The sequence below is a fragment of the Neptunitalea chrysea genome (genome assembly GCF_027924145.1).
In the GTDB taxonomy this organism is placed as follows: Bacteria; Bacteroidota; Bacteroidia; order Flavobacteriales; family Flavobacteriaceae; genus Neptunitalea; species Neptunitalea chrysea.
This window is the reverse complement of the sequence record NZ_BRVP01000007.1, coordinates 41,897-65,741: the sequence shown is the minus strand read 5'-3', so window position 1 is coordinate 65,741 and position 23,845 is coordinate 41,897. Positions and strand designations below refer to the sequence as shown.

The following is a 23,845-nucleotide window of genomic DNA, read 5'->3' as shown; positions in this document are numbered from 1 at the left end:
AACAAAAATAAACATTAGAAGCAATTAATCAATATCAACAACGACAGTAATGTAAAATATTGTTTAATTTTAAAAATTTAACTACTATATTTGGCACAAAAATTGTATTTTTATTTTCAAACATTTAGAAACCTATGAAAAAATTTTACGTATCAATACTTTTATTAGTCTTGTTTACATCTGCTAAGCTTTCAGCGGCATCGGTTTCTATGGCACCATCTCCCTTCAAATTAACATCCCTAATTGAAGAGCAAATAAAAGTTTTTTATAGCAACAACTCATTACATATTAGTGGACTAAATGATAATGCTACAATTGAAATCTACAATATGTTAGGTAAAAGAGTAGCGAGCTATCAAAACATTAGAGTAACCGATAACTTTAGCAAAAACATTACGTTACCTTCTAATAACATTTTTATAGTTTCTGTTCAAACAGAAAACTTTAAGAAAACTTTTAAAATTGTTACCAAATAGAACCATAATCTAATACTTAGTAAGCGTAGGTTATAAGCCTGCACCTAAACTCAATCAGGGAATGAAATACACGCTAGAAATTGCTATTCAAAAACCAATTGAAGCAGTGGCAGAAAGTTTTGATTCTTTAGAGAATTTAAAACACTGGCAAAGAGGCTTTCAAAAACTAGAACCATTATCCGGCACTCCAGGAGAAGAAGGATCCAAAAGTAAACTCATATTTAAAACGGGTAAAAGAGATATTGAGATGATCGAGACTATTGTTAAAAAAAACATGCCTCATGAATTTCATTGTACTTATGAAACTAAAGGTGTATACAACATTCAGGAAAATTATTTTGAAATTTTAGACGCTAATGCCACTAAATGGATTTCTAAAAGTGAATTTAGGTTTACAAATTTCATTTTTAAAGTCTATAGTTTTTTAATGCCCGGAAGTTTTAAAAAACAAAGCTATATTTTTATGAAAGACTTTAAAAACTACCTTGAGAAAGGAACTTCGGTAGCTTAACTAACATGACGTTACTAAAAATTATTTGGGACTTTAAAGGCTCTACCGGCTATAAAACCGCAGAACATCATGCTATTCATTTAAAAGAATATGCTGGTATAAATAGTCTATATTATCATGAAATAAGCGCTACTAAAATTAGTGATTTTCATGCTATTGCCTACATTATAATTAACGATAAAGATAAAATAACGGTAAGAGATAACTTAAAACCACATAGAGCTGAGTTATATACAAAAGAAGAGGCTTAATTAGCCTCTTCTTCTTTTTTAGAAGTATTGTCTTTTTTCTTCTTCTTTTTCTTTTTTTCACCTTCAGGCTTTCCTAAAACAATTTTAATTTTTTGCTTAATTCGCTTCTCGGTATCCTCTATCATAGTATTCCAATCAGAACTAAATGCAAACAAACGCAATTGTTTTGCTAATAATAAAGCGGTTCCAAGATCATTCTTCATCTCACATAATAATACTTCGCGTAGTCTAATCTCAATCTTATTCACTCCTTTTACAGAAAGGGCAAACTCAATTAATCTTTCCGCCTCTTCAAAATCTTCATTATAAAGCAACGCATCTAAATAATACGGATACACTTCTAAAGCATTTATATCTATACTTAATGCTTTTTCAAAATATTTTTTTGCTTCTTCATATTTCTGAAGTTGCTCTGCATATAATCTGCCATAAAGGCATAACGCCATGGTATTATTCGCATCATATGACAAAGCATAATCAAGCGACTCCAATGTTTCTTCTAAACTATATGGATAATTATCCATTGCCTGAAACAAATATTTATCTATCGATGTCATTTTTCAACTTAGTTTTTAAGGCTAACCTTTGTTTCTTAAATCTTTTATCTACATTTTTCTTTTTAAAATCAGAACCGCTAAATACTCTAACCGGATTTCCTCTTTGCACTTGTAGCTGATTATGCCATTGTTGCAAAAACCGTTCCTCATATTGTTTTAATTGCTCTTCTTTTAATTTTTCTAACAAACGTTCTTTAGCAATCACTTTATTTTTATGCTGCGAACGTGTATCCATCACCTGTACATTTAAGCCCGTAGGAACATGAGTAGCTCTTACCGCCGAGCTAACTTTGTTTACATGTTGACCTCCTGCTCCGCTACTTCGAGTTGCCTGATACTTTATATCATTATCAGAAAACGTACCCAGTTTCGCTTTTTCGTGCTCAAATATACCTATAAACCAGTTCTTACGTTTGTGAAATTTTCTAAAATTGCTTTTCCCTATCCATTGTATAGTTCCAAGCCAGGTATTTACAAACTTGCGTACAGATGCCCCTTTCAAATGTATTATAACCGATGCTATGGTTCCATTTTCAATCCCCTTATCTTTTGCCAATACATTCGCATCAATACCATTATCTTTAGCTTCTTGTAAAAACTTTTTTAATACCTGAGCTACTACCCAGGTACACTCTGTAGGTCCTCTGCCTGCTGTAATTTGAATAATAGTCTCCATCATTTTTCCATTCTTACAATTTTTGGGGTAAATGTACCTAATACCGACACGAGCTCTTCCTGCAAGCCCATTACTGTATTAATATCTTTGTACGCCATCGGCGCCTCATCTACACCACCCCCAATTAAGGTTACATCATTATCTTTAAGCGTTTTCCGAATATCACTATGCGTAAATCTGGTTTTACATTTTGTTCTAGAAAACAACCTTCCCGCTCCATGAGAAGCAGATTGAAGGGAATCTAAATTCCCCTTACCCATTACAATATAGCCTGGTGCAGTCATAGACCCCGGAATAATTCCCAATTGGCCTTCTCCTGCAGGCGTTGCTCCTTTTCTATGTACTATACACTCCATACCATTCACCAATTCCTTCCATGCAAAATTGTGGTGGTTCTCTATATTTAGCACCACTTGTTCCCCCAACGCTTTGGCTATTCTAGCATGTATATTATCATGACAAGCTTTGGCATAATCACCCGCTAAATTCATAGCCCGCCAATACTCCTGACCATCATGACCACTCATACCTAACCAAGCTAGGTGTTGTACATTCTTAGGCAGCGGACATTGTTTAGTAGCCAAATAGGTATAGTGTTTTGCAATACTTGAACCTAAACCCCTAGATCCACTATGAGACAATACACCTAGATACGAACCCTTCTCTAGTTTATTTCCAGGAATATCCTCTAGAATATCCACGATACCGAGTTCCACAAAATGATTCCCTCCACCAGAGGTACCCAATTGTTTATAAGCCTTATCAAGTAAACTCTTTACGAACGGGATCTCCCTAAATTCATCTCTTGAAAAAATCGCATGATCTGCCTTAATTTTATGAACTCCATTTTTACCAAATTTAGTATGCTCCAATAAAATTTTCTTTAACATATCGTTTTTCCCATTCATATAAGACGCTGATAAATTAAAAACCGAAAGGCTCATTCTACACCCAATATCAACGCCAACACCATACGGAATAACCGCATCATCAGTTGCCAATACACCTCCTATCGGCAACCCATAACCGCAATGTGCATCAGGCATTAACGCTCCTTGCACGGCAACTGGTAATTTAAGTGCATCATACAACTGTCTTTTTGCTTGTTCATCAATCTCATTTTCTCCGAAAACGCTAAACGGAACTCCACAGTTCAACAATTGATGCATTTTAACCTCTACCTGATTTAGCAATCCTTCGGCTAGTTTCCCCCAAGTTCTATGATTTGTAAATTTTTCAGGAGTCACTAGCACCTCTTTGGCTTCAGCTAAAACAACTTCTTTCTTTTCTCCTTTTCTATATCTATATATTTGCCCTAAGGCTATGTTTATTGAATTATCTTTTGGAAAACCTAACTTTATCAAGTCCCTTCCGTTTAATTTCTTTCCCATTATTATTTCGTTTCATTTTCTCTTGCTGGATGTAAACCAACTACTCCAATTCACCCAATTAAAAAACTACTTTAAGGCAAGCCAAAAGCATTCAGTAAGAATTAAATTTCTATTTCGAGACAAGCTCAAAAAGCATTTAATGCTCTATTATCGAGTAAATAACAATCTAGTTCGGGCTAATTAAAAAAGTACATATAAAATTTCCCGAAAAATTCATCTTCGGGTTTCGCATTTAAGTACTATCAAGAAATTAAACTATGAAAAACGGAAACCGCGAAGAACATTAGCACTAGCTAATGGCAACTGGAAGTATGTAGTATAAATGTGCATTTCTTCGCTTTTTAAAAGGTTAATACTTATTTTCAAAGGTCAAATTTATAAAAAAATAAAATACCTCCAAATTTAGATATAAAAAAACCTTCCACACATGGGAAGGTTTTCATATTTTATGTGCTTAAAAAAAAATTTTATTTTTTTCCTTTTTGCTGAGCCTCAGCCTGTTCCATCATTTTCTTTAAACGCTGCTGAAACTTCCCTTCTTTTTTAGGTTTTTTCTTATTTTCCTGAATTTTAGCATGAATTTTATCTTCATCAATGATAAACTTCTTAATTGCCAACATAATAAAAATAGTAATGGTATTAGATACAAAATAATACAAACTTAAACCACTCGCATATTGATTAAAGAATACCAACATCATTACAGGAGACAAATACAATAGAAATTTCATATTAGGCATTCCAGGTTGCTGTTGTTGAGCCATGCTCTGAGCAGAAGTCATTTGCATATAAATAAATATAGCAATAGACGCTAAGATTGGAAACAAACTCACGTGACTTCCATAGAAAGGCACATCAAAAGGTAATTTAATAACAGAATCGTATGAAGAAAGGTCATCTGCCCATAAGAAGCTCTTCTGTCTTAATATAAAGGCTGTTGGGAAAAATGTAAACAACGCATAGAAAACAGGCATCTGTAATACAGCCGGCAAACAACCACTCATGGGGTTTACACCAGCTTTTTTGTACAATGACATTGTTTCTTGTTGTTTTTTCATTGGCTGATCTTCATACTTTTTATTGATTTCATCCATTTCAGGACGTAATACCTTCATTTTAGCCTGAGATACAAATTGCTTATACTGCACCGGAGACAATACCAATTTCACTAAAATAGTTAACGCAATAATAGCAAATCCTGCTGGTAAAAAGCTAACTAAAAAGTCGAATACTGGCATAATAATCCAACGGTTAATTATACCAAAAATACCCCAACCTGTTGGCATAGACTCATCTATACCATACTCTTTATATTGTTTAAGTACTTTATAATCAGTAGGACCATAGTACATATGCATTTCATAATTAAACTCACCATTAGATAATTCTAAAGGTAAACTTGCAGCATATGCTTTTGTAAATTCAACATCAGCATCATTAACATCTTTACCAATAAGGTTTTTAGATTTTAAATCTGCTGTTTTAAACGCTTTATCAGAAATTAAAATAGAACTAAAGAAATGCTGTCTAAAAGAAAGCCATGTTGTATTTTCAACTACTTCTTCATCATCACCAGACTGACTAAGTTTATCTACTTTCTCGTCTTCGTGATTATACGTTAAACGGGTGTATCTATTTTCGTAAGAAGCACTTTTAGCATGTCTTATCCCATTTAAAGACCAATCTAATGTAATAGGCTTAGAGGTATTAACCGCACCATTTAATCCTTTAGATTGAATCGCAAAATCTATTAGATAATCATCTTTCTTAAGAGTATATCTATACTCAAGGTATGTATCTGCAGAGGTCTTTAAACGCATAGTAACTATTTCCTGATCTCCAGAAACAGTTTCTGTAGGTTCAAAATATAAATCCTTTGTATTAAAAGTTCTATTATCGTTTGTGGTAAGCTCTATACCAAAAGAAGCATTTTTGTCCTTAACCAAATAAACAGGAACAGAATCGTAAGTAGTAAATTCTTTTAATCTAGCCTCAATAATCTGTCCTCCCTTATTACTTATCTTAAGATACAATTTTTCGTTTTCTACTTCTGTAAATTCACTCTTTGCATTTGACTCTAAAGTTGCTGAATAAGCAAAAGGACCTAAGCTATTTTTATATTTAGCTAATTCTGTAGAATCTGCTAAATTAAGTGTAAACTCCTTTTCTGGTTCTGGCGCTATTACTTCTGCTGCTGTAGTTTTTGCGCTGTCTACTTGCTCAGTTTTAGTCGCTTCTGCTGTCTGATTTTCGGCATTTTTTTGATTATCATAAAGCATCCAAATCAAAATTGCTGTAATCAAAACAAAACCGATAATTGTTGTAGTGTCTAACTTTTTTTCTTCCATTAGATTATTCAATTATACCACTTCATGTGGTTACTGTATTTATATATTTAAAAAAAGCACTTATTTAAAGTGCTTTTTCTTTAACAAAAACGTATCCAATAAGTTAAATTATGCCAAACTGGCATCTTTTTTATGTTCTTTATTATCCAGAGCCGCTTTTACAAAAGCCACAAACAAAGGATGAGGATTTGCTACGGTACTCTTATACTCAGGGTGATATTGAACCCCAACAAACCATGGATGGGCAGGATTTTCAATAATCTCTACCAAACCAGTATCAGGGTTTACTCCTGTTGCCAATAGACCTGAATTCTCTAATTCCTCTTTATAATCTCCATTAAACTCATAACGGTGTCTGTGACGTTCAGAAATAACATCTTGCTTATACACTTCTTTAACAATACTACCCTCTTTAAGCTCACAGTTCCATGCTCCTAATCTCATAGTTCCTCCCATATGCTCTATATCTTTTTGCTCCTCCATAATACTAATCACAGGAAACTCTGAGTTAGGATTCATTTCAGTTGAACTTGCCTCTTTTAATCCAAGTACATTTCTAGAATACTCAATAACCGCCATTTGCATCCCTAAACAAATTCCGAAAAACGGAATATTATTTTCTCTTGCATATTGTACAGCAGCTATCTTACCCTCAATACCTCTTTCCCCAAAACCTGGTGCTACTAATACACCATCTAACGAAGACATTTTTTCGGCAATCGTATCTACTGTTAAAAACTCTGAATGAATTGATTTCACCTCAACCTTTACTTCATTTGCAGCACCCGAATGTATAAAAGCTTCAAGTATAGACTTATAAGAATCTTGTAATTCTACATACTTTCCTATTAAACCTATAGTAACTTTATTTTTAGGGTTTTTGTGTCTGTCTAAAAATTGATTCCACTGAGTAAGATCAGGCTCAACATCATTTGTTAAGTCTAATTTTTGAAGTACTACCGTATCTAAGCCTTCCTCTAACATTAAATTAGGAACATCATAAATAGTAGAAGCATCTATAGACTGTATAACCGCTTCTCTTTTTACGTTACAGAACAATGCTAATTTATCTCTTAAATCACTAGATAAATCATGTTCGGTTCTACATACTAAAACATCTGCCTTAATACCACTCTCCATTAATGTTTTTACACTATGTTGTGTTGGTTTTGTTTTTAACTCACCCGCAGCGGCTAAGAAAGGAACTAATGTTAAATGAATTACAATAGCATTATACTCTCCTAATTCCCATAATAATTGACGAACAGATTCTATATACGGTAACGATTCTATATCACCTACAGTACCACCTATCTCAGTAATTACAATATCGTACTCACCACTTTTACCAAGTATTTGAATGCGCTCTTTAATTTCATTTGTAATATGAGGTACAACCTGTACCGTTTTACCCAGAAACTCTCCTCTACGCTCTTTCTCAATAACACTTTGATAAATACGACCAGTAGTTACATTATTGGCCTGAGAAGTGCGCTCGTTTAAAAAACGCTCGTAATGACCTAAATCCAAATCGGTTTCTGCACCATCATCGGTCACATAACATTCACCATGTTCGTATGGGTTTAAAGTTCCAGGATCCACATTAATATATGGATCTAATTTCTGAATAGTAGTTTTATAACCTCTCGCTTGCAGTAATTTAGCCAACGAAGCTGCAATAATTCCTTTACCTAATGAAGAACTCACACCTCCTGTGACAAATATATATTTGGTTGCTGCCATATACCAATAATGATTTTGTTGTATTGTTGAAAAAGACGCGCCAAAAGTACAATTCTATATATCAAAAAACAATAATAGATTTTGAATTTGTACCCGTTCTAAAATTATTTTCAACTTATTGGTTCATGGAGGTAAAAAATTAACCCCTACTGTAGAGCTCCCTTACTTTTCTAATCAAAGGTTCAAGACTGTTAATTTTTATTTCGTACATACTTTGCATCTGAAGCCCCAGCTTATTGTCTGGAAATCCTTTTTGCTTAAACCAAACATAATAAGGCTCAGGAATATCAACTAAGTAATATCCCTTATATTTTCCAAAAGGCATTTTAGCAAACGCTAACTCAACCAGTTTTTCTTTATCGTAATTCACCTGTAAAAATTGATAATCGATATATAATTTATCGACGTATTTTGAAGAGTTTACTGATAATTTTTCGTAGCTTCTAATTCTAGTGCAATTTTATGATGCCAATATGCTTGTTTCTCATCATTCATACTAAAATTAGTTTCTTTATCGTATAATTTCTGAAGCAAATCTAAAGAGTCTGAAACTTCAAAATAAATTTCTTTCACCTCTTGCTTCACGTTTTTAGTAAACTTTTTATTTGCTATTCGTTTTCTAAATTCACGTGCCATTAACTCAGATATATCGAAATGTAATTGCTCATGCCCCAAAGTACTCTTATCTGTCAAATGAAGCTTGCACCAAGATTCATAAGGATAAAAGTAAGCACCTACCTCACAATCCACTTCTACTACTGCATTCTCTTTTAATTCCGCAGATAATTGGTAACTTATTCCTGATGCAGTGATGGCAACAGCCCTAGAACCATCATCTGGAGCAGCTCTAAAATCATCCCAAGACAATCTATGCTCCTTATTCCATAAAATAGGTTTATCCTCTGAGTGAACCGTAAAAGCTAAACAAAAAAAGCTAAACGCAATCCAAAAATACTTCAAAATAAATCTCATTTAAGGAGCTTCAACAATCTCCATATCTTTATACATAACCACATAAACGGCATTGTTGGTAAAATAACCAAGTGGAGACGTAAGATAATAAAATTTATTCTCAACATAAGCAGTTTCACCCGAAAAAATTAGCATTTTATCGTCAATCGGGTCAGAAGAAGCTAAACGAAGTAATACATCCATAGCTACATCGTACCCTCTAGTTACTATCTTATCTGGGAACTTTTTATATTCTTTATAATACTTTTTAGCAAATGATGTATTAGAAGCAGCTGGTTTTTCTACCGTTGCATACAAAAAGTTTAACCTGTTAAGGTATTCATTTCTTATAGCATCTGCAGAAAAAGCATCTGATCTTAAACTTGTAGTCAACTGAATATTCATTTCTTCAGAAACCAAAGCACTTAACATATTAGTTATGTTCGTTAAAAACGGAACATTTGTGGTCTCCGCAAACACAAGATTTTTAGTTGTTGTAGAAAGTAATGGTGTTATACCCTTAATAGTTACCAACTCCTTATTAACCACTTTCGCATTCGGAAAGATTTGAGTAATTCTGTTTTGAGAATCTACATGCTCGTCATCAGCAAAAATTAAGATATTATAATCTAGTTCATGAACCTTTATATACGATAAAAGCGCATTACTTAATTCATTATTATTAGGCACAGTAGAGTAAACATTCGGGAATTGCTTCAAGTTTTTATTAGACAAAGGAGAAAACAAAGGTATTCCCTTTACATATAAGTCATTTGCTAACCTATTAAAAACAGCATTATACAAAGGACCTATAACCGCTTCTACACCATCAAATTCCCCTTCCATAACCATCTTCTCTACAACAGTTTCATCGCCTTGACTATCAAAAACTTTTAAATGTACCTCAACACCACGTTTCTGAAGAGTATCTACTGCCTGCAACACACCACTATAAAAATCTAACGACACATTTAATAGCTTATTGGTTTTTAGCTCACTAACCATATACGGAACAGAATCTATAGACATTCCTTCAGTCTTAAATGGTAATACTAAAGCTACATCAACCCTATTTCTTTTTATACTATCCATTAAATTAATAGAAGGAACCCCTAAAACTTTGTGCAAAACCGTCTTCTGAGATCTTTTAGGCAGTTTAAGAATCATCCCAGGTTTTAAACCATTCAACACCACTTCAGGGTTTAAACTCTCTATAACCTCTTTGGTATATCCCGTATTCTCCTTAATTCTAAAAAAACCTTCGCTCTGCTTTACGGTATAGTAATCGTATCTATCTTCTACAGTAGTATTTTCCGAACTAGTTTTAGTTGGCACCCAAAGCACATCTCCTTCTACCAAAGAATCTCCAATACCAGGGTTCAACTTTTTTAGCTCTTCCATAGTAATACCATGATTGGTAGCAATTCTAAAAATCCCTTCAGACTTTTGAACCGTATACTGCTCTAATTTCTGTTCCCCGTTAGTAGCTGCCGGAACAATTGTTTGCTGAACAAGTGTTTTACTGTATATAGGAATACGAACCTTCTCGCCTTTTCGTAGCTCACGGCTATACAACTCACTATTATACTTTTTGATATCTTCTATAGAGACGCCATACGCTCTGGAAAGTGAAGAAAGTGTTTCTCTCTTTCTCACCTTATGCTCTTTAAAAGTAACGCTTAACTCTCCGTTGCTAACAAGCTCTGTATTACTATTTACAGGGTTTTTAATCGGAATTATCAGAATGGCATCTTCACGCACTCCTCCTTGCACTTCAGGATTAAATTTATAAATATCTTCAGGTTGAATACCGTATTTCCGAGCTATACTTTTAACCGTTTCTCCACGTTCAACCTTATGACTTTTATATCCCTGAGCACTAATTACGTTAACAATTAAAAATAAGGCTCCAAAGAAATATACAAACTTCTTATTCATTCAAAAAAAATTTATTCCCACTCAATTGTGGCTGGCGGTTTAGAACTAATATCATATACTACTCTATTAACGCCTTTTACTTTATTTATTATTTCGTTAGAAGTTTTTTGCAAAAACTCATAAGGTAAATTAACCCAGTCTGCTGTCATACCATCTGTACTTTCAACCGCTCTTAGAGCCACGCATTTTTCATAAGTACGCTCATCTCCCATTACCCCAACACTATTTACCGGCAACAACATTGCTCCTGCTTGCCATACTTTATCATAAAGCCCCCAATTTCTTAGGTTCGTAATAAAGATATAATCCACCTCTTGTAGAATAGCTACTTTTTCAGGAGTAATATCCCCTAAAATACGGATTGCTAAACCAGGTCCAGGAAACGGGTGTCTTCCTAATAGTTCAGGATTCATCCCTAAACTAGCACCTACACGTCTTACCTCATCTTTAAACAGCATACGCAATGGCTCCACAATTTTCAGCTTCATAAAATCAGGTAAACCACCTACATTATGATGACTCTTAATAGTTGCAGAAGGCCCATTAACAGAAATGGACTCAATAACATCAGGATAAATAGTACCCTGACCAAGCCATTTCGCGTCCATAATTTTATGCGCTTCATCATCAAAAACTTCTATAAATACTCTACCGATGATCTTTCTTTTTTCTTCCGGATCATCAACTCCTTTAAGAGCATCCAAAAAGCGTGCCGAAGCATCTACACCTTTAACATTTAGCCCCATACCTTCGTATTGATGTAAAACACTTTCGAATTCGTACTTACGTAACAATCCGTTATTTACAAAAATACAATGTAGGTTTTCTCCAATAGCCTTATTAAGCAAAACAGCAGCAACAGATGAATCTACACCTCCAGATAAACCTAATACAACTTTATCTTCCCCTACTTGCTCTTTTAATTCATTCACAGTCATTTCCACAAAATTGAAAGGTGTCCAATTTTGTTTAACTCCAGCTATGTGTACTAAAAAGTTCTCAAGTAATAATTTCCCATCAGTTGAGTGGTATACTTCTGGGTGAAACTGTATTGCATACGTGTCTTCTCCATCAATTCTGTAAGCTGCATTTTCTACATCCTCTGTACTAGCAAGCTTAACCCCATTATCAGGTAACTGCTTAATAGTATCACTATGACTCATCCAAACTTGACTACCTTCTTCTATACCTTCAAAAAATGGCTCTCCTGATTTTACATAAGAAAGATTTGCTCTACCATACTCTCTAGTATTTGAAGGAGATACATTACCTCCATTAAAATGCGCCAAATATTGAGCACCATAACAAACTGCAAGCATTGGAATTTTTCCTTTTATTTCAGAAAGATCTGGATGCGGTGCTTCCTCAGAACGCACAGAAAATGGCGAACCTGAAAGTATTACGGCCTTAAATGAAGACACATTATCTGGTAAATTGTTGTAAGGATGTATTTCGCAATAAATATTCAGCTCTCTAACGCGACGAGCTATTAACTGGGTGTACTGCGAACCGAAGTCTAAGATTAAAACATTGTTTTGCATGCGCAAAAATACTATTAAATGTAGAAACTGAAAATCTACCTACGTTTTTTTTACACATATCTTTATTATAAAGAAAAAGGTCGTACTAAAAAAGCACGACCTTTAAAACAATTCTTACATTTATTATAAAGAACAAACTATTCTTTTATAAGTTTTCTATAAAGCGTTCCTAAATCCGATGCCAACTCTAAAAAGTACACTCCTCTATCTAAACTAGAAATATCTACATTAGATAACACATCAGATTTTTTAACCATTACAAGTTTACCATTCACATCATACATTTTCACTTCGTTAATAGGTATTGCAGATTCTACAGAAAAACTTTTTGCTGCCGGGTTAGGGTATACTTTAATTGAAGCAGCTTGAAATTCTTCTAAACCTAAAGTAAAAGAAGCATTTAAACTATACCCTCTTGAACCATGATAGGCCAGTGAATATGAAGAAGAACCTCCATAAGCATATGCAAAATCTAAAGAAGAATCTGAATAACTAAACGTAAAGTCATTTGCATCTCCTGTATTAAAACTTCTCGTTGCAACAATTGTTCTAACGCTACTGGATACCGTATTACTAGTAACCGTCCAATTATTTGTATCTGTAGTAGGAGTAGATCCTATACCATTCATTCTTGCATCTACCAAAGTAGATCCGTTATAATATACAACATCTTGCCCTGATGCCATTCCTTGACCAGACGAAAATGATCCAAATTGTAAAGCTATCCATCTATCAGATGGCCCTGTTAATGTTAATGTAGCAGTAGAAGTTCCATTATCAAGTTCAATTTCTGCTGACATAGAACTCCCCAAAGCAACCGTTCCGGTAGACTTAGATTGAGCATTCACTGCCCAAGTAAAACAACCAATAAATAATAATAGTAGAGTTTTTTTCATAAATCAATTTTTTAATAAGTTAATAATTTCTTGGTTCTTAGAAAAAACAGCATATTCAAAAGGACTCTTCCCCGTAGCATCCTTTTGAGATTTGTCTGCTCCTTTTTCTAGCAACAACTCAACCATTGGTAAATTTTTGAATTGAATTGCATATATCAGTGGAGTAACTCCATTTTTATCGGCCATATTAGGATCAGCTCCATAATCAAGCAGCTTTTTACTTAATTCTAAATTTTGCTTAAACACCAAAGCCATTAAAGCTGTTCCGTTATCACTTGAATAATTTATATTTTTTGTATGTTCTGCAACAAACACAGCCACCTCATCACTACCTCTATAACATGATAAAATCAAAGGCGTAAAACCACGCATATCAATACTATCTATTTTATAAGGCGTTTTTGTGTAAAGACTATCCATTTGCTGCAATGTCCCGTTCCTTGCTAAATCAAAAACGTTTACCCCATTTTCACTTGGCATAGCATCTTGCGCACTAACAGTATATTGAAAACTAAAAAAAATAAGACTTACCAAATAAAATAGTTTCATGTGTATATTATTGTTTCAGTTCAAAATCTAAACTCACAGATATGGTATCAGCTATTTTTTTACTTACCAAACTTGGTATCTTTATATCAAAATCTGCAGGTGCCACTTCAAAATTTCCTTTCACATACACCACATTATTTTTTAAATAAACTGTTGCATCTTTAATTTCTATTTTTTTTGTTTTACCATGTAAGGTTAAATCACCCAAAATATTCCAATGCAAGCTTTGATCTGTAAGTTTACTTTTATCGTACCCTTGAATTTCCCCTTTAAAAGTAGCTTTTGGATAGGTATCTGATGCTACGTAATTCTCATTAAAATGCTCTTCCATTAACGCTACTTTAAACCTAAAGCCCTTCATTAATGTCAACGCTGCCAACTTACCTGCGTGTGTATCTAATATAACAGACACTACCTTATTAGTAGCCGCTACTTCTTCAAAAGAAGGAACAGATGCTTCAAAAGAAACTTTACCCGATCGCGTACTATATTTTTGAGCATAACCAACGCCCGAAAACACAATTAAACAAATAAGTATAAGAAGTAATTTTTTCATAGCTATGATATTTATTATTGTAACCCGTCTTCATTCCATTGCAAAATAATATCTATATTATTTTGAGACATTCGTCCGTTAGCAGGCATCAAACCACTCTCTCCATTCTGTCGTTGAATCCTATCTAACATATTTGTATTTTGCATAGCTGACACTACTTCTGTATAATTAGTTAACAACCTAAAAGAAGCCGTTTGACCAGGTGCATGACAATTAACACAATTAGCATCTATTATAGATTTTACATTAGCCGTATAAGTTACATCATCCTCGATCACAACAGGATCTCCTGTAATATCTTCATAAGTATGCGTAGTACAACTAACAAAAAACCCTGTAAACAATACTATATATAGAACTGATTTTTTCATATAAAAAACATATTAAAACACTCTGTACAGATTAAACCCAAAGAAAAAATCTCCTTGCCCCCAATCTCCCGTTGCATTAGTTAAATATCCACTATCCGTCATGGCTTGCGAGTTGGTAAACAACAACTGAAAAACATGTCCTCCTGTTTCTATATCAACCCCTAATGACAAAGGCTGAGAATAGAATTCAGGTTGATTAAAATTATAGCCATACTCTAAATTCAACGATACCCTATTACTAAGTTTATACCTACTTCCGGCAGCTAAAACAAATTGTTTATCGTTCTCTAAATCTTTGTTATATAAATTTTTCTGCACATAAGAAGGAGCCAATTCCAATGACAAAGCAGCAGAAATTTTACGTGATATAAGTAACTGATTCACATACGCCAAACGATCTGTAAACGCTAAATTTTCATAATCATCTTTATCTATATAGCTATTTGCTCCCATAGAATGATACCCTACAATTGTAAACGGAAAGTTATCGCTCTGGTTAACCAACCTATACTTAATAGATAACTCATAGGTCTTTAATAACGTATGCCTAGAAAGTCCAACTGACATCCAATCGGTCACCCCATATATCCCTCCAAGTTTTGTAGTGGCGTTATCTAACCCGAAGAATTCAGAAAAACCATTTTTAACGGTTCCAAACCTATGAGAAACCACAAAATAGAAATCACCAGGAGCAGCTATTTTGGTCGATTGTAATGTAACTATTTGTAACGCCTTAAATGTAGAAGACACCGTTCCTTCATCAACAACCTCTTCATCTAATTCATCCAATAAATCATCCTGAGCGTACGAAAACAAGCCCACAAACAAAAACATAAAAAAACAGAAAGATAAAACTCTATTCATACAACTTATTTTAATATACACTGATCAAATTTCACTTGCTCAAAAAGCTCATCATACCCTAAACACCTACCTTTCAAAACAATAGAATCTTGCAACCCTACATTTATTTTAGCAGAAAAACTACAATATACAACATTATTTAGCACTACTGTAGAATCATTAAACTCACTTACACGCCCATTAATTTCAATTACTTTGTTTAAATAATCGGCTTGAGAAGTTTCGTAATCAGTTTTAAAGTTTTCTTGGATTTGAATTGCACTTAATGTTGCGTCGGGTGTTTCTGACGCTACATCTCTATGTCCTTTGTACATGTATAGATAAAAGCCAATACCAAGTATCAACACTACTAAAAGTGCTCCTAAAATTATTTTTCTCATAATTAACCTAAACCACAATTAAACACAAATTCTCAATTATCAAACTTTTTATCAAAAATCCACATTAATTAAGAATAATCAAAAATATTAACATTTACTATGATAACAATTGATCTAGATTAAGAAATCTACTTTTTGTTTTTAGGTAAGTCTTGAGCCATTTTAGATTTCATTCGACTAAAAAACTCAGGAGTAACACCAAGATATGACGCTATTAAATACTGAGGTATTCTGGAATCAAGATTAGGGTAGCATTGTAAAAATTGAAGAAAACGCTCATCTGCTCTCGAACACAACATACTTAAAATACGCTCATCCTTAGCAGACACTACTCTTTCATATATCATTCTAAAATAAATATTAAGCTTAGGGATTAATTCAAAAAGTTCTGCCTGATTATCATTACTTAGTAAAATAACTTCCGAATCTTCTACTGTTTCAATATAAAACTTAGCCTCGCATTTATTTAAAAAACTATTAATATCCGTTAACCAATAGCCTCTAACACCAAAAACCGTAGTATGCTCCACCCCTTCAACATTAATAAAGTACTGCCTTAAGCAACCATTATTTACAAAAATCGTATAATTAGCAACATTACCTGGCTTTAACAGAATCTCTCGTTTGCTAATATGTTTATATATCAATTTAGAAACAATCAATTTTTTTTCGTAGGCAGTAAGCGGCATATGCTTTTCCAAACTAGACAATAAATACTCAAATTCTTTCATTAGTTATAATGTTACTGCGTATAATCACTTAAAATAATTTTCAATTACCACATAAAAACACTATTAAACCCTACTACTTTTTAAAAGAGTAATTATCCCTATTTGCATGCTCAGCATATTAGGAAGAATATCAAGAATACTATTATACTTTATATATACAAAAACCTTTATAAAGGTCGCTACTTTGCTTATAATTTCAGCAGCAACAAGGCTTCGTATAGAAAACAAACTCTCCTACACCATATACAAAGTTTTCAATTATATAATAGACCTTTACAATCTTAAGACTTTACATTCTAAGCTTTGCGTAAAGTTATTATACGCATCTAAAGTTTTAGGTAAAAATTCTTCAACTATTGATTTCCAAAAGCTAAATTCTTTTATACTGCAGCTACTTTATAAAAAGCAAGCCACAGTTTGTAACAAATCCTTAATCTATAGCTTCCAACAGATGGTACACCGAAACACAAGAAACCTTCCCCACAATCTCATGCTTAAAAAAATCTATAGGATTCATCTTTTTTTATTCGTTTTAATTTAGGGCATTCTAAATAATCTTTTAGCTAAACACTACTAAAAAAGTATTTTTTAAAAAAAAATTAGAGTTTTTATGATGGCTCAATAATATGAAAAAAATTACACTTATTCTTTCACTAAGCTTATTTGTCTTATAAAAACGAGACAACAACACCTAGTATTCTTAATTTTGTAGGAACATGCTACAACACGTATTACAAAACCAGAGACAATAGTTTCTTTCAATCTTCATTACTAATGACAGAACTGTTAAGAACTCTTACACACTCCTATAAATTTAAGCTCTCTTAAGGCAACTATTAATGGCACTATAGAAACAAATGTTTATTATGGAATTACAATTCGGCAAGCGCAGATGTAGACTACTGAATACCAACAAGCAAGCTTAAACCACCTAAATAGGTAGTATCTTTTTTAAAAAATAATTGACCAAAAACTGAATAACTATTATATTTGCACCACTTTTTGCGGGAGTAGCTCAGTTGGTAGAGCGTCAGCCTTCCAAGCTGAATGTCGCGAGTTCGAACCTCGTCTCCCGCTCTTTTTTCCAAACAATACCCTTTTACATCATTTTTTAAAAAATCGAAAAACCAGTTTTTGTAGTCAATCGCTCTAAGGCTTCTATCCCTAAATAAGAATTCCCTTTTTTATTTAATTTCGGACTCCAAACAGCAACACTGTAATACCCAGGATGTACTGCCACAATTCCGCCACCAACACCACTTTTACCAGGTAATCCTACTCTAAATGAGAACTCCCCTGATTCATCATAAAAACCACATGTCTGCATTATAGCATTGATACGTTTCGCTTGTTGAGGCTCAATTAAAACTTCATCAGAGTCTAGTAGCATACCTTTATTAGCAAAAATCATGAATGATTTAGCTAAATCCTGACAAGACATCTCTAAACTACATTGATAAAAATAAAAATCTAAGATAGCGTCTACATCATTGTGTATGTTTCCGAAAGACTTTATTAAATTAGCTAAAGATGCATTTCTGTAACCATGCGCTTTTTCAGAAAATGCTACCTTTTCATTATAATCAATAGCATCGTTACCCGATATTTTACGCACAAAATTCAATAAGGCTTCTTTAGGATTTTGATAATAAGACATTAAAATATCGGCTACTACAATAGCTCCAGAATTAATAAACGGATTTCTGGGAATTCCGTTTTCATACTCCAATAAAGTTAATGAATTAAACGGGTCTCCCGAAGGCTCTACTCCTACTCGGCTCCAAATATCTTTATCGAGCACCTTCATTGCAAGCACTAAAGAATATACCTTTGAAATACTTTGGATTGAAAATTTTTCAAAAGCATTTCCTAAGCTTACACCCTCGCTCTCTATCCCATACAAATACACCCCAAACTTAGTCGCATCTACATTCCCTAATTGAGGTATATAATCTGCAACGGCTCCTTTGCTTTCAAGCACTAAAACCTCATCTTGTATTTCATTTAAGATAGTTTGATACTCCATTCATTAAAATTTTATGCTTGTCTCTGTTTCTACTTCATACCCCTCTCTTCCTTGCTCAAAAATTCTTGCACTTAAAGTCCCTTTCAAAGTAATCTCTTCTCCGATAACCTCTAACCAGCTACCTTCCCTTAAACCTATTACGGGCAGAGTGTTTATTTTATGAAACTCTTTAATACGGGTTTCACGGGTTTCTCCCATATGTTTACTTTGTTTATCGGCATCTATATAATGCGGATTGATATTAAAAGGAACCAACCCTAACGTTTTAAAACTAGGCGGGTAAATTATTGGCATATCATTGGTGGTTTGCATTGTTAGTCCGGTAATATTACTCCCCGCACTAGATCCTAAATAAGGCACCCCATTGTAAACCGCTTCTCTAATTGCTTCCATTACTTTATTCTTGTAAAGTTGTGTTACCAATAAAAAGGTATTTCCTCCTCCAACAAAAATAGCTTCGGCAGATTTCACTGCTTTTTCAGGAGACTCAAAAGTATGCAACCCCACAACTTCTTTACCAATAGCGGCAAAACCCTTAGACGCTATACCTGTATAATCATCATGAGAAATACCCCCCGGCCGCGCATACGGTACAAATAAAATAGTTTTTACTTCGGCAAAAAACTTCTCAAGTTCAGGCAATATATATGACAGATAGGTACCTCCATGAACTGTAGAAGTACTTGCTATAATCATTCTTTTCATTATTAAATATATTTTAAGTAAATTTAAGGAACATATTCATTAATTAACAAAAGTTTATACAAAGGTGTTTTTAAATTTGAGAAACTTATAATTTCTTTACCAAACAATTTCGATACAATGAAAAAAAATACAATATTCCTTCTTACCCTATTTATTACACTCCTTTCTTTTACCAAAATGAATGCTCAGGATGACGAACGTAAGCCGCTACGAGGTAAAGTAATTTACCAAAATGTAAGTGTAGAAGGTATGAACGTTATAAATACAACTGCCGAAACTGCTGTATCTACCAATGAAGACGGTGAGTTTGTTATTAATGTACAACCAAAAGACATACTAGTTTTTACCTCATTTAATTACGAACTAACATCCGTTGAAATTACAGATATTATTATTGATAATGGACGTTTAAACATTGAAGTAAATGAAAAAATCACAGAGCTTGAAGATGTGGTTATTACTCCCGAGAATAGAGAAAAATATCTTAATACTAAAAGTGAAGAATTTGCCGCATACGGAAAATACCAATACGAAGAAGATAACAGAACTAAAGAACTTGTAAATACCTCCATGCCAACACAAGCAATTGGTTTACAAAACGGTCTTAACATTTCTAATATTGCTAAAATCTTATTTAAGAAAAGAGATAAAGAGCGCAAAGAAGAAAATAAACCACATCTTAAATTAAGTGAAATATTGTTACAAGTATATGATCTTGAATTTTTTGTTTTAGACCTTAAAATACCTCTAAACAAAGTAAATGAGTTTGTCTATTTTATGGATTCTCAACCATTTTCAAGAGATCTTCTGAAAAAAGAAAACGAATTTTTATTCATAGATTATCTTGTAGACAGCAGTGACAAATTTAAAAAACAAATTGCAGAAAAAAGCGAGGAATAAACTGATCATTGATGCCTTTATTCTAGCAACATAGTATATACTTCTTTGGATAGTTACCTAAAATATACTTGCTTTGTGCTATGAAGAAACACTTAAAAATACTTTTTTTTTTAGTATTAGTTGGCGGACTATTTAGTTTTGCTATGCACAAATACTATGTAAGCACTACAAATGTAAACTATTCAAGTAAAGACAAATCGATACAAATTATATCTCGAATATTTATAGACGATATTGAGCAAACTATAAACGAACGCTACGGTATTAATTGCCAATTAGACTCTGACAAAGAACTTAAAGAAGCTCATTCCTATTTAAAAAAATATATAACCCAAAAATTCAAGCTATATATTAATGGCAAAGAAACACCATACAACTTCCTTGGAAAGGAATATGAATTGGATGAAATGAAATGCTACTTAGAAGTTCCAAACATTAATATAGCTACCATTAAAAGCATAGCAATTGAAAACACCTTGCTTTTTGACATGTTTCCGGAACAACAAAACATAATTCACTTCAAATTAAATGAAAAAGTAAAAAGCTTTGTTTTATCACGCGATAACACCAAAGCTTTGTTAAAAATTTAACATTTACACTACATTTTCTTTTTAATTAAGTAAATTCCGCCAAAAATTCATAATCAAAAATATATACTTATGAACAGACACTTAAATAGCCTATGGGTGTTTCTTATTATTTTAGGAGTAAGTTTTACGCATGCTCAGAACAAAGAAGAAAAAACAGAGCATAAGCCAGGACATACAAACACGAACAAATTCCGTCAATTATATCAGGAGTTTTCTTCACCTAATATGTTCAGAACCGCTTCTGGTGCTCCAGGACCTTCATACTATCAACAACAAGCAGACTATGTTATGGACATAGAGCTTGATGATAGAAATCAAAAAATCACAGGTTCAGAAACAATTACATACACAAATAATTCTCCTGATGTTTTAGAATATCTTTGGATGCAATTAGATCAAAATGTAAGAAGCAAAGATTCTAAATCTCCTTTAATCGATGAACAAGGTTTAAGCCCAGCAGCCAGACCTAACTCATTCACAAAAAGCTATTTGGAGGCTCCTTTTGACGGAGGTTTTAACATTGTAGAAGTAACCAATGTCAATGGTAAAACATTATCTTACACCATTAACCAAACAATGATGCGTATTAATATGGATACGCCATTACAACCTGGAGAAAAAACTTCGTTTAAAATTAAATGGTGGTACAATGTAAATAATCATGTTACCAACAGAGCTCGTTCAGGTTATGAACATTTTGATAAAGATGGTAACAACTTATATGTCATAGCTCAGTTTTATCCTAGAATGTGTGTATACAATGATGTTGAAGGGTGGCAAAACTTACAATTTTGGGGAAGAGGAGAATTTGCACTTCCTTTTGGTAACTACGATGTAAGTATTACAGCTCCTGCCGATCACATTTTAGATGGTACAGGAGTACTTGAAAACAGAAAGAAAGTATTTACTTCTAAAGAATATAAAAGATGGGAAAAGGCTCAAAAAACATTTCATGAGCCGGTAGTAATCGTTACTCAAAAAGAGGCGGAAGAAAAAGAGAAAAGTTTTAGCCAAAAAACAAAGACATGGCATTTTGTAGCAAACAATGTACGTGACTTTGCCTTTGCATCTTCTCGTAAATTTATATACGATGCTATGGCGGTTGATATTAATGGTAAAACCGTAATGGCTATCTCTATGTACCCTAAAGAAGGTAACCCATTATGGGGGGAATTTTCTACTAAAGCTATTGCTAGTACTTTAAAAAGCTACTCTAACTATACTTTTGACTATCCTTATCCTAAGGCCATTTCTGTACATTCGAAAAATCAAGGTATGGAATACCCAATGATTTGCTGGAATCATGGTAGACCTAATGAAGATGGATCATATACAGACCGAACTAAATTTGGGATGATTAGTGTAATTATTCACGAAGTTGGGCACAACTTCTTCCCAATGATTGTAAATTCTGATGAACGTCAATGGACATGGATGGATGAAGGATTAAACAGCTTTATGCAATATATTGCTGAACAAGATTTCCAGAAAAAATACCTTCCTGAAATCGGAGAGTACCCTTCAAAAAGAGGTCCTGCAAAAAACATAATTCCTTACATGGGTGGAGATCAAGAAAACATCTCTCCTATTATGTCTAATTCTGAAAATATTCATCAATTTGGATGGAATGCTTATTCTAAACCTGCTACTGCTTTAAACATTTTAAGAGAAACAGTAATGGGTGAAGAATTATTTGACCATGCATTTAAAACATATGCGAGAAGATGGGAATTTAAACATCCTACACCAGAAGATTTCTTTAGAACTTTAGAAGATGCTTCTGCTATGGATTTAGACTGGTTCTGGAGAGGATGGTTCTATACTACAGATTATGTAGATATGGGAGTTAAAAACATGAGAACCTTTTATGTAAGCTCTAAACCTAATAAAGAAATTAAAGAATTAGCTAAGCAACGTAATATCGCCTTATCAGACTTACCTCCATTAGTATACATGGTTGAGGAAGGAAGCGAAGATTACGAAGCTGTTCTAAAAGGTAAAACGGCTACTGAAAACTCTAAATCGCTAAACGAATATATGATGGATAATTTTACACCGGAGGAGCGTGCAAAATTAAAAACTCCAAAATATTTTTACGAAATTACATTTGAAAAACCTGGAGGAATTCCAATGCCATTAATCGTTGAGTACACCTATGAAGATGGTACGGTAGAAACGATAAAATATCCTGCTCAGATTTGGAGAAAAAATGATGCCGAAGTGAAAAAAGTGATTGCATCAGATAAAGTTTTAACCAAAGTTAAAATAGACCCTAAAGAAAAAACAGCTGATATAGACACTTCTAACAATTCATGGCCTAAAGAAACCTATGAAAGTGATTTTGATAAATTCAAAAACAAACAATAATATAATCACCTAATTGTATAATATTAACGGGTTCCCATATTAAGGAACCCGTTTTTTATTGCTACTCTTTCATTCGATTATAGTACTTCTCAAAAATCTTCCTATTTTTGCAGTTATTATGACAACAGGGCAGCTTATTATAGCAATAGATTTTGACGGCACCATTGTAGAGGATAAATTTCCTGATATCGGTACGCCTAAACTATTTGCTTTTGAAACTTTAAAAAAGCTTCAGGATGCAGGACATCTATTAATTCTTTGGACCTACAGAAATGAAACTAAATTACAGGAAGCTGTTGATTTTTGTAAAAAAAACGGTATTGATTTTTATGCCGTGAATAAAAGTTACCCAGAAGAAGTTTATACAGAAGAAATAAGCAGAAAAATTCATGCCGATATTTTTATAGACGATAGAAATTTTGGTGGAATGATAAGCTGGGGAGCTATCTACCAACAATTAGTTAAAGAAGAACCGGAACAAAAAACCCAGAAAAAGGGACTTTTTTCCTTTATAAAAAATAAATAGT

25 protein-coding genes and 1 tRNA gene are annotated in these 23,845 nt (G+C 33.3%); 8 read left to right on the top strand and 18 right to left on the bottom strand.

What is annotated here, in order from left to right; translation table 11 throughout:
• Positions 1-134: 134 nt before the first annotated feature.
• From NBRC110019_RS06420 to NBRC110019_RS06410, 3 genes are all read left to right on the top strand, one after another.
• Positions 135-476 carry a T9SS type A sorting domain-containing protein gene (locus tag NBRC110019_RS06420; RefSeq protein ID WP_281753410.1) on the top strand — a complete coding sequence of 114 codons (342 nt, stop codon included), beginning with the start codon at positions 135-137 and terminating at the stop codon, positions 474-476.
• A 61-nt stretch (positions 477-537) separates the two neighbouring features.
• Positions 538-987, top strand: coding sequence for an SRPBCC family protein (locus NBRC110019_RS06415; RefSeq protein ID WP_281753408.1), 450 nt, complete (start codon positions 538-540; stop codon positions 985-987).
• A gap of 5 nt (positions 988-992) precedes the next feature.
• On the top strand, positions 993-1,238 hold the full coding sequence (locus NBRC110019_RS06410) for a hypothetical protein (RefSeq protein WP_281753407.1): 246 nt from the start codon (positions 993-995) through the stop codon (positions 1,236-1,238).
• On the opposite strand, the gene NBRC110019_RS06405 is transcribed toward NBRC110019_RS06410, so the two are convergent.
• The 16 genes from NBRC110019_RS06405 to NBRC110019_RS06330 form a co-directional block, all read right to left on the bottom strand.
• Positions 1,235-1,795 carry a tetratricopeptide repeat protein gene (locus NBRC110019_RS06405; RefSeq protein ID WP_281753405.1) on the bottom strand — a complete coding sequence of 187 codons (561 nt, stop codon included), beginning with the start codon at positions 1,793-1,795 and terminating at the stop codon, positions 1,235-1,237. The two genes, NBRC110019_RS06410 and NBRC110019_RS06405, sit on opposite strands and share 4 nt — an antisense overlap.
• Positions 1,779-2,471 (bottom strand): peptide chain release factor H, encoded by a 693-nt coding sequence (gene prfH / locus NBRC110019_RS06400; protein WP_281753559.1) that lies wholly within the window; start codon positions 2,469-2,471, stop codon positions 1,779-1,781. The genes NBRC110019_RS06405 and prfH overlap by 17 nt, the downstream gene beginning before the upstream one ends.
• Positions 2,471-3,862, bottom strand: coding sequence for an RtcB family protein (locus NBRC110019_RS06395; protein ID WP_281753403.1), 1,392 nt, complete (start codon positions 3,860-3,862; stop codon positions 2,471-2,473). The genes prfH and NBRC110019_RS06395 overlap by 1 nt, the downstream gene beginning before the upstream one ends.
• 467 nt (positions 3,863-4,329) lie before the next feature.
• Positions 4,330-6,210, bottom strand: a complete 1,881-nt coding sequence (gene yidC / locus NBRC110019_RS06390; protein ID WP_281753401.1) for a membrane protein insertase YidC — start codon at positions 6,208-6,210, stop codon at positions 4,330-4,332.
• Between the two features lie 108 nt (positions 6,211-6,318).
• Entirely contained in the window at positions 6,319-7,953 is a 1,635-nt protein-coding gene (gene pyrG / locus NBRC110019_RS06385; protein ID WP_281753399.1) for a CTP synthase, read from the bottom strand.
• Positions 7,954-8,092: 139 nt separating this feature from the next.
• A complete protein-coding gene (locus NBRC110019_RS06380; RefSeq protein ID WP_281753397.1) occupies positions 8,093-8,323 on the bottom strand; it encodes a DUF3820 family protein in 231 nt (76 codons plus the stop codon).
• A 50-nt stretch (positions 8,324-8,373) separates the two neighbouring features.
• The gene (locus tag NBRC110019_RS06375; protein WP_281753395.1) at positions 8,374-8,925 is read right to left on the bottom strand and encodes a DUF922 domain-containing protein; all 552 of its coding nucleotides are present in this window, start codon (positions 8,923-8,925) and stop codon (positions 8,374-8,376) included.
• Complete coding sequence (locus tag NBRC110019_RS06370) at positions 8,926-10,842, bottom strand: LysM peptidoglycan-binding domain-containing protein (protein ID WP_281753393.1); 1,917 nt, start codon at positions 10,840-10,842, stop codon at positions 8,926-8,928.
• Between the two features lie 11 nt (positions 10,843-10,853).
• The gene (gene guaA / locus NBRC110019_RS06365) at positions 10,854-12,383 is read right to left on the bottom strand and encodes a glutamine-hydrolyzing GMP synthase (protein ID WP_281753391.1); all 1,530 of its coding nucleotides are present in this window, start codon (positions 12,381-12,383) and stop codon (positions 10,854-10,856) included.
• Between the two features lie 137 nt (positions 12,384-12,520).
• Positions 12,521-13,279: a T9SS type A sorting domain-containing protein gene (locus NBRC110019_RS06360; protein ID WP_281753389.1), complete on the bottom strand. Its 759-nt coding sequence runs from the start codon at positions 13,277-13,279 to the stop codon at positions 12,521-12,523.
• Between the two features lie 3 nt (positions 13,280-13,282).
• Positions 13,283-13,828, bottom strand: a complete 546-nt coding sequence (locus tag NBRC110019_RS06355) for an ankyrin repeat domain-containing protein (protein WP_281753387.1) — start codon at positions 13,826-13,828, stop codon at positions 13,283-13,285.
• Between the two features lie 7 nt (positions 13,829-13,835).
• The gene (locus NBRC110019_RS06350) at positions 13,836-14,384 is read right to left on the bottom strand and encodes a YceI family protein (protein ID WP_281753386.1); all 549 of its coding nucleotides are present in this window, start codon (positions 14,382-14,384) and stop codon (positions 13,836-13,838) included.
• Positions 14,385-14,398: 14 nt separating this feature from the next.
• The gene (locus NBRC110019_RS06345) at positions 14,399-14,755 is read right to left on the bottom strand and encodes a cytochrome c family protein (protein WP_281753383.1); all 357 of its coding nucleotides are present in this window, start codon (positions 14,753-14,755) and stop codon (positions 14,399-14,401) included.
• A gap of 12 nt (positions 14,756-14,767) precedes the next feature.
• A complete protein-coding gene (locus NBRC110019_RS06340) occupies positions 14,768-15,619 on the bottom strand; it encodes a DUF5777 family beta-barrel protein (RefSeq protein ID WP_281753381.1) in 852 nt (283 codons plus the stop codon).
• A gap of 5 nt (positions 15,620-15,624) precedes the next feature.
• On the bottom strand, positions 15,625-15,999 hold the full coding sequence (locus NBRC110019_RS06335) for an OB-fold protein (protein ID WP_281753379.1): 375 nt from the start codon (positions 15,997-15,999) through the stop codon (positions 15,625-15,627).
• Between the two features lie 128 nt (positions 16,000-16,127).
• Positions 16,128-16,730 (bottom strand): Crp/Fnr family transcriptional regulator, encoded by a 603-nt coding sequence (locus NBRC110019_RS06330; protein ID WP_281753377.1) that lies wholly within the window; start codon positions 16,728-16,730, stop codon positions 16,128-16,130.
• Between the two features lie 1,004 nt (positions 16,731-17,734).
• On the opposite strand from NBRC110019_RS06330, the gene NBRC110019_RS06325 reads away from it, so the two are divergent.
• A tRNA-Gly gene (locus NBRC110019_RS06325) sits at positions 17,735-17,807 on the top strand.
• 34 nt (positions 17,808-17,841) lie between these two features.
• On the opposite strand, the gene NBRC110019_RS06320 is transcribed toward NBRC110019_RS06325, so the two are convergent.
• A complete protein-coding gene (locus NBRC110019_RS06320) occupies positions 17,842-18,756 on the bottom strand; it encodes a glutaminase (protein WP_281753375.1) in 915 nt (304 codons plus the stop codon).
• Positions 18,757-18,759: 3 nt separating this feature from the next.
• Entirely contained in the window at positions 18,760-19,461 is a 702-nt protein-coding gene (gene pepE / locus NBRC110019_RS06315) for a dipeptidase PepE (protein WP_281753373.1), read from the bottom strand.
• Between the two features lie 117 nt (positions 19,462-19,578).
• Between pepE and NBRC110019_RS06310 the strand changes: the two genes are divergently transcribed.
• From NBRC110019_RS06310 to NBRC110019_RS06295, 4 genes are all read left to right on the top strand, one after another.
• A complete protein-coding gene (locus NBRC110019_RS06310) occupies positions 19,579-20,361 on the top strand; it encodes a BamP family beta-assembly machinery protein (protein ID WP_281753371.1) in 783 nt (260 codons plus the stop codon).
• A gap of 80 nt (positions 20,362-20,441) precedes the next feature.
• Complete coding sequence (locus NBRC110019_RS06305) at positions 20,442-20,951, top strand: DUF6702 family protein (RefSeq protein ID WP_281753369.1); 510 nt, start codon at positions 20,442-20,444, stop codon at positions 20,949-20,951.
• A 69-nt stretch (positions 20,952-21,020) separates the two neighbouring features.
• Positions 21,021-23,318, top strand: a complete 2,298-nt coding sequence (locus NBRC110019_RS06300; RefSeq protein ID WP_281753366.1) for a M1 family metallopeptidase — start codon at positions 21,021-21,023, stop codon at positions 23,316-23,318.
• Between the two features lie 118 nt (positions 23,319-23,436).
• The gene (locus NBRC110019_RS06295) at positions 23,437-23,844 is read left to right on the top strand and encodes a BT0820 family HAD-type phosphatase (protein ID WP_281753364.1); all 408 of its coding nucleotides are present in this window, start codon (positions 23,437-23,439) and stop codon (positions 23,842-23,844) included.
• The last annotated feature ends 1 nt before the right edge of the window (position 23,845 follow it).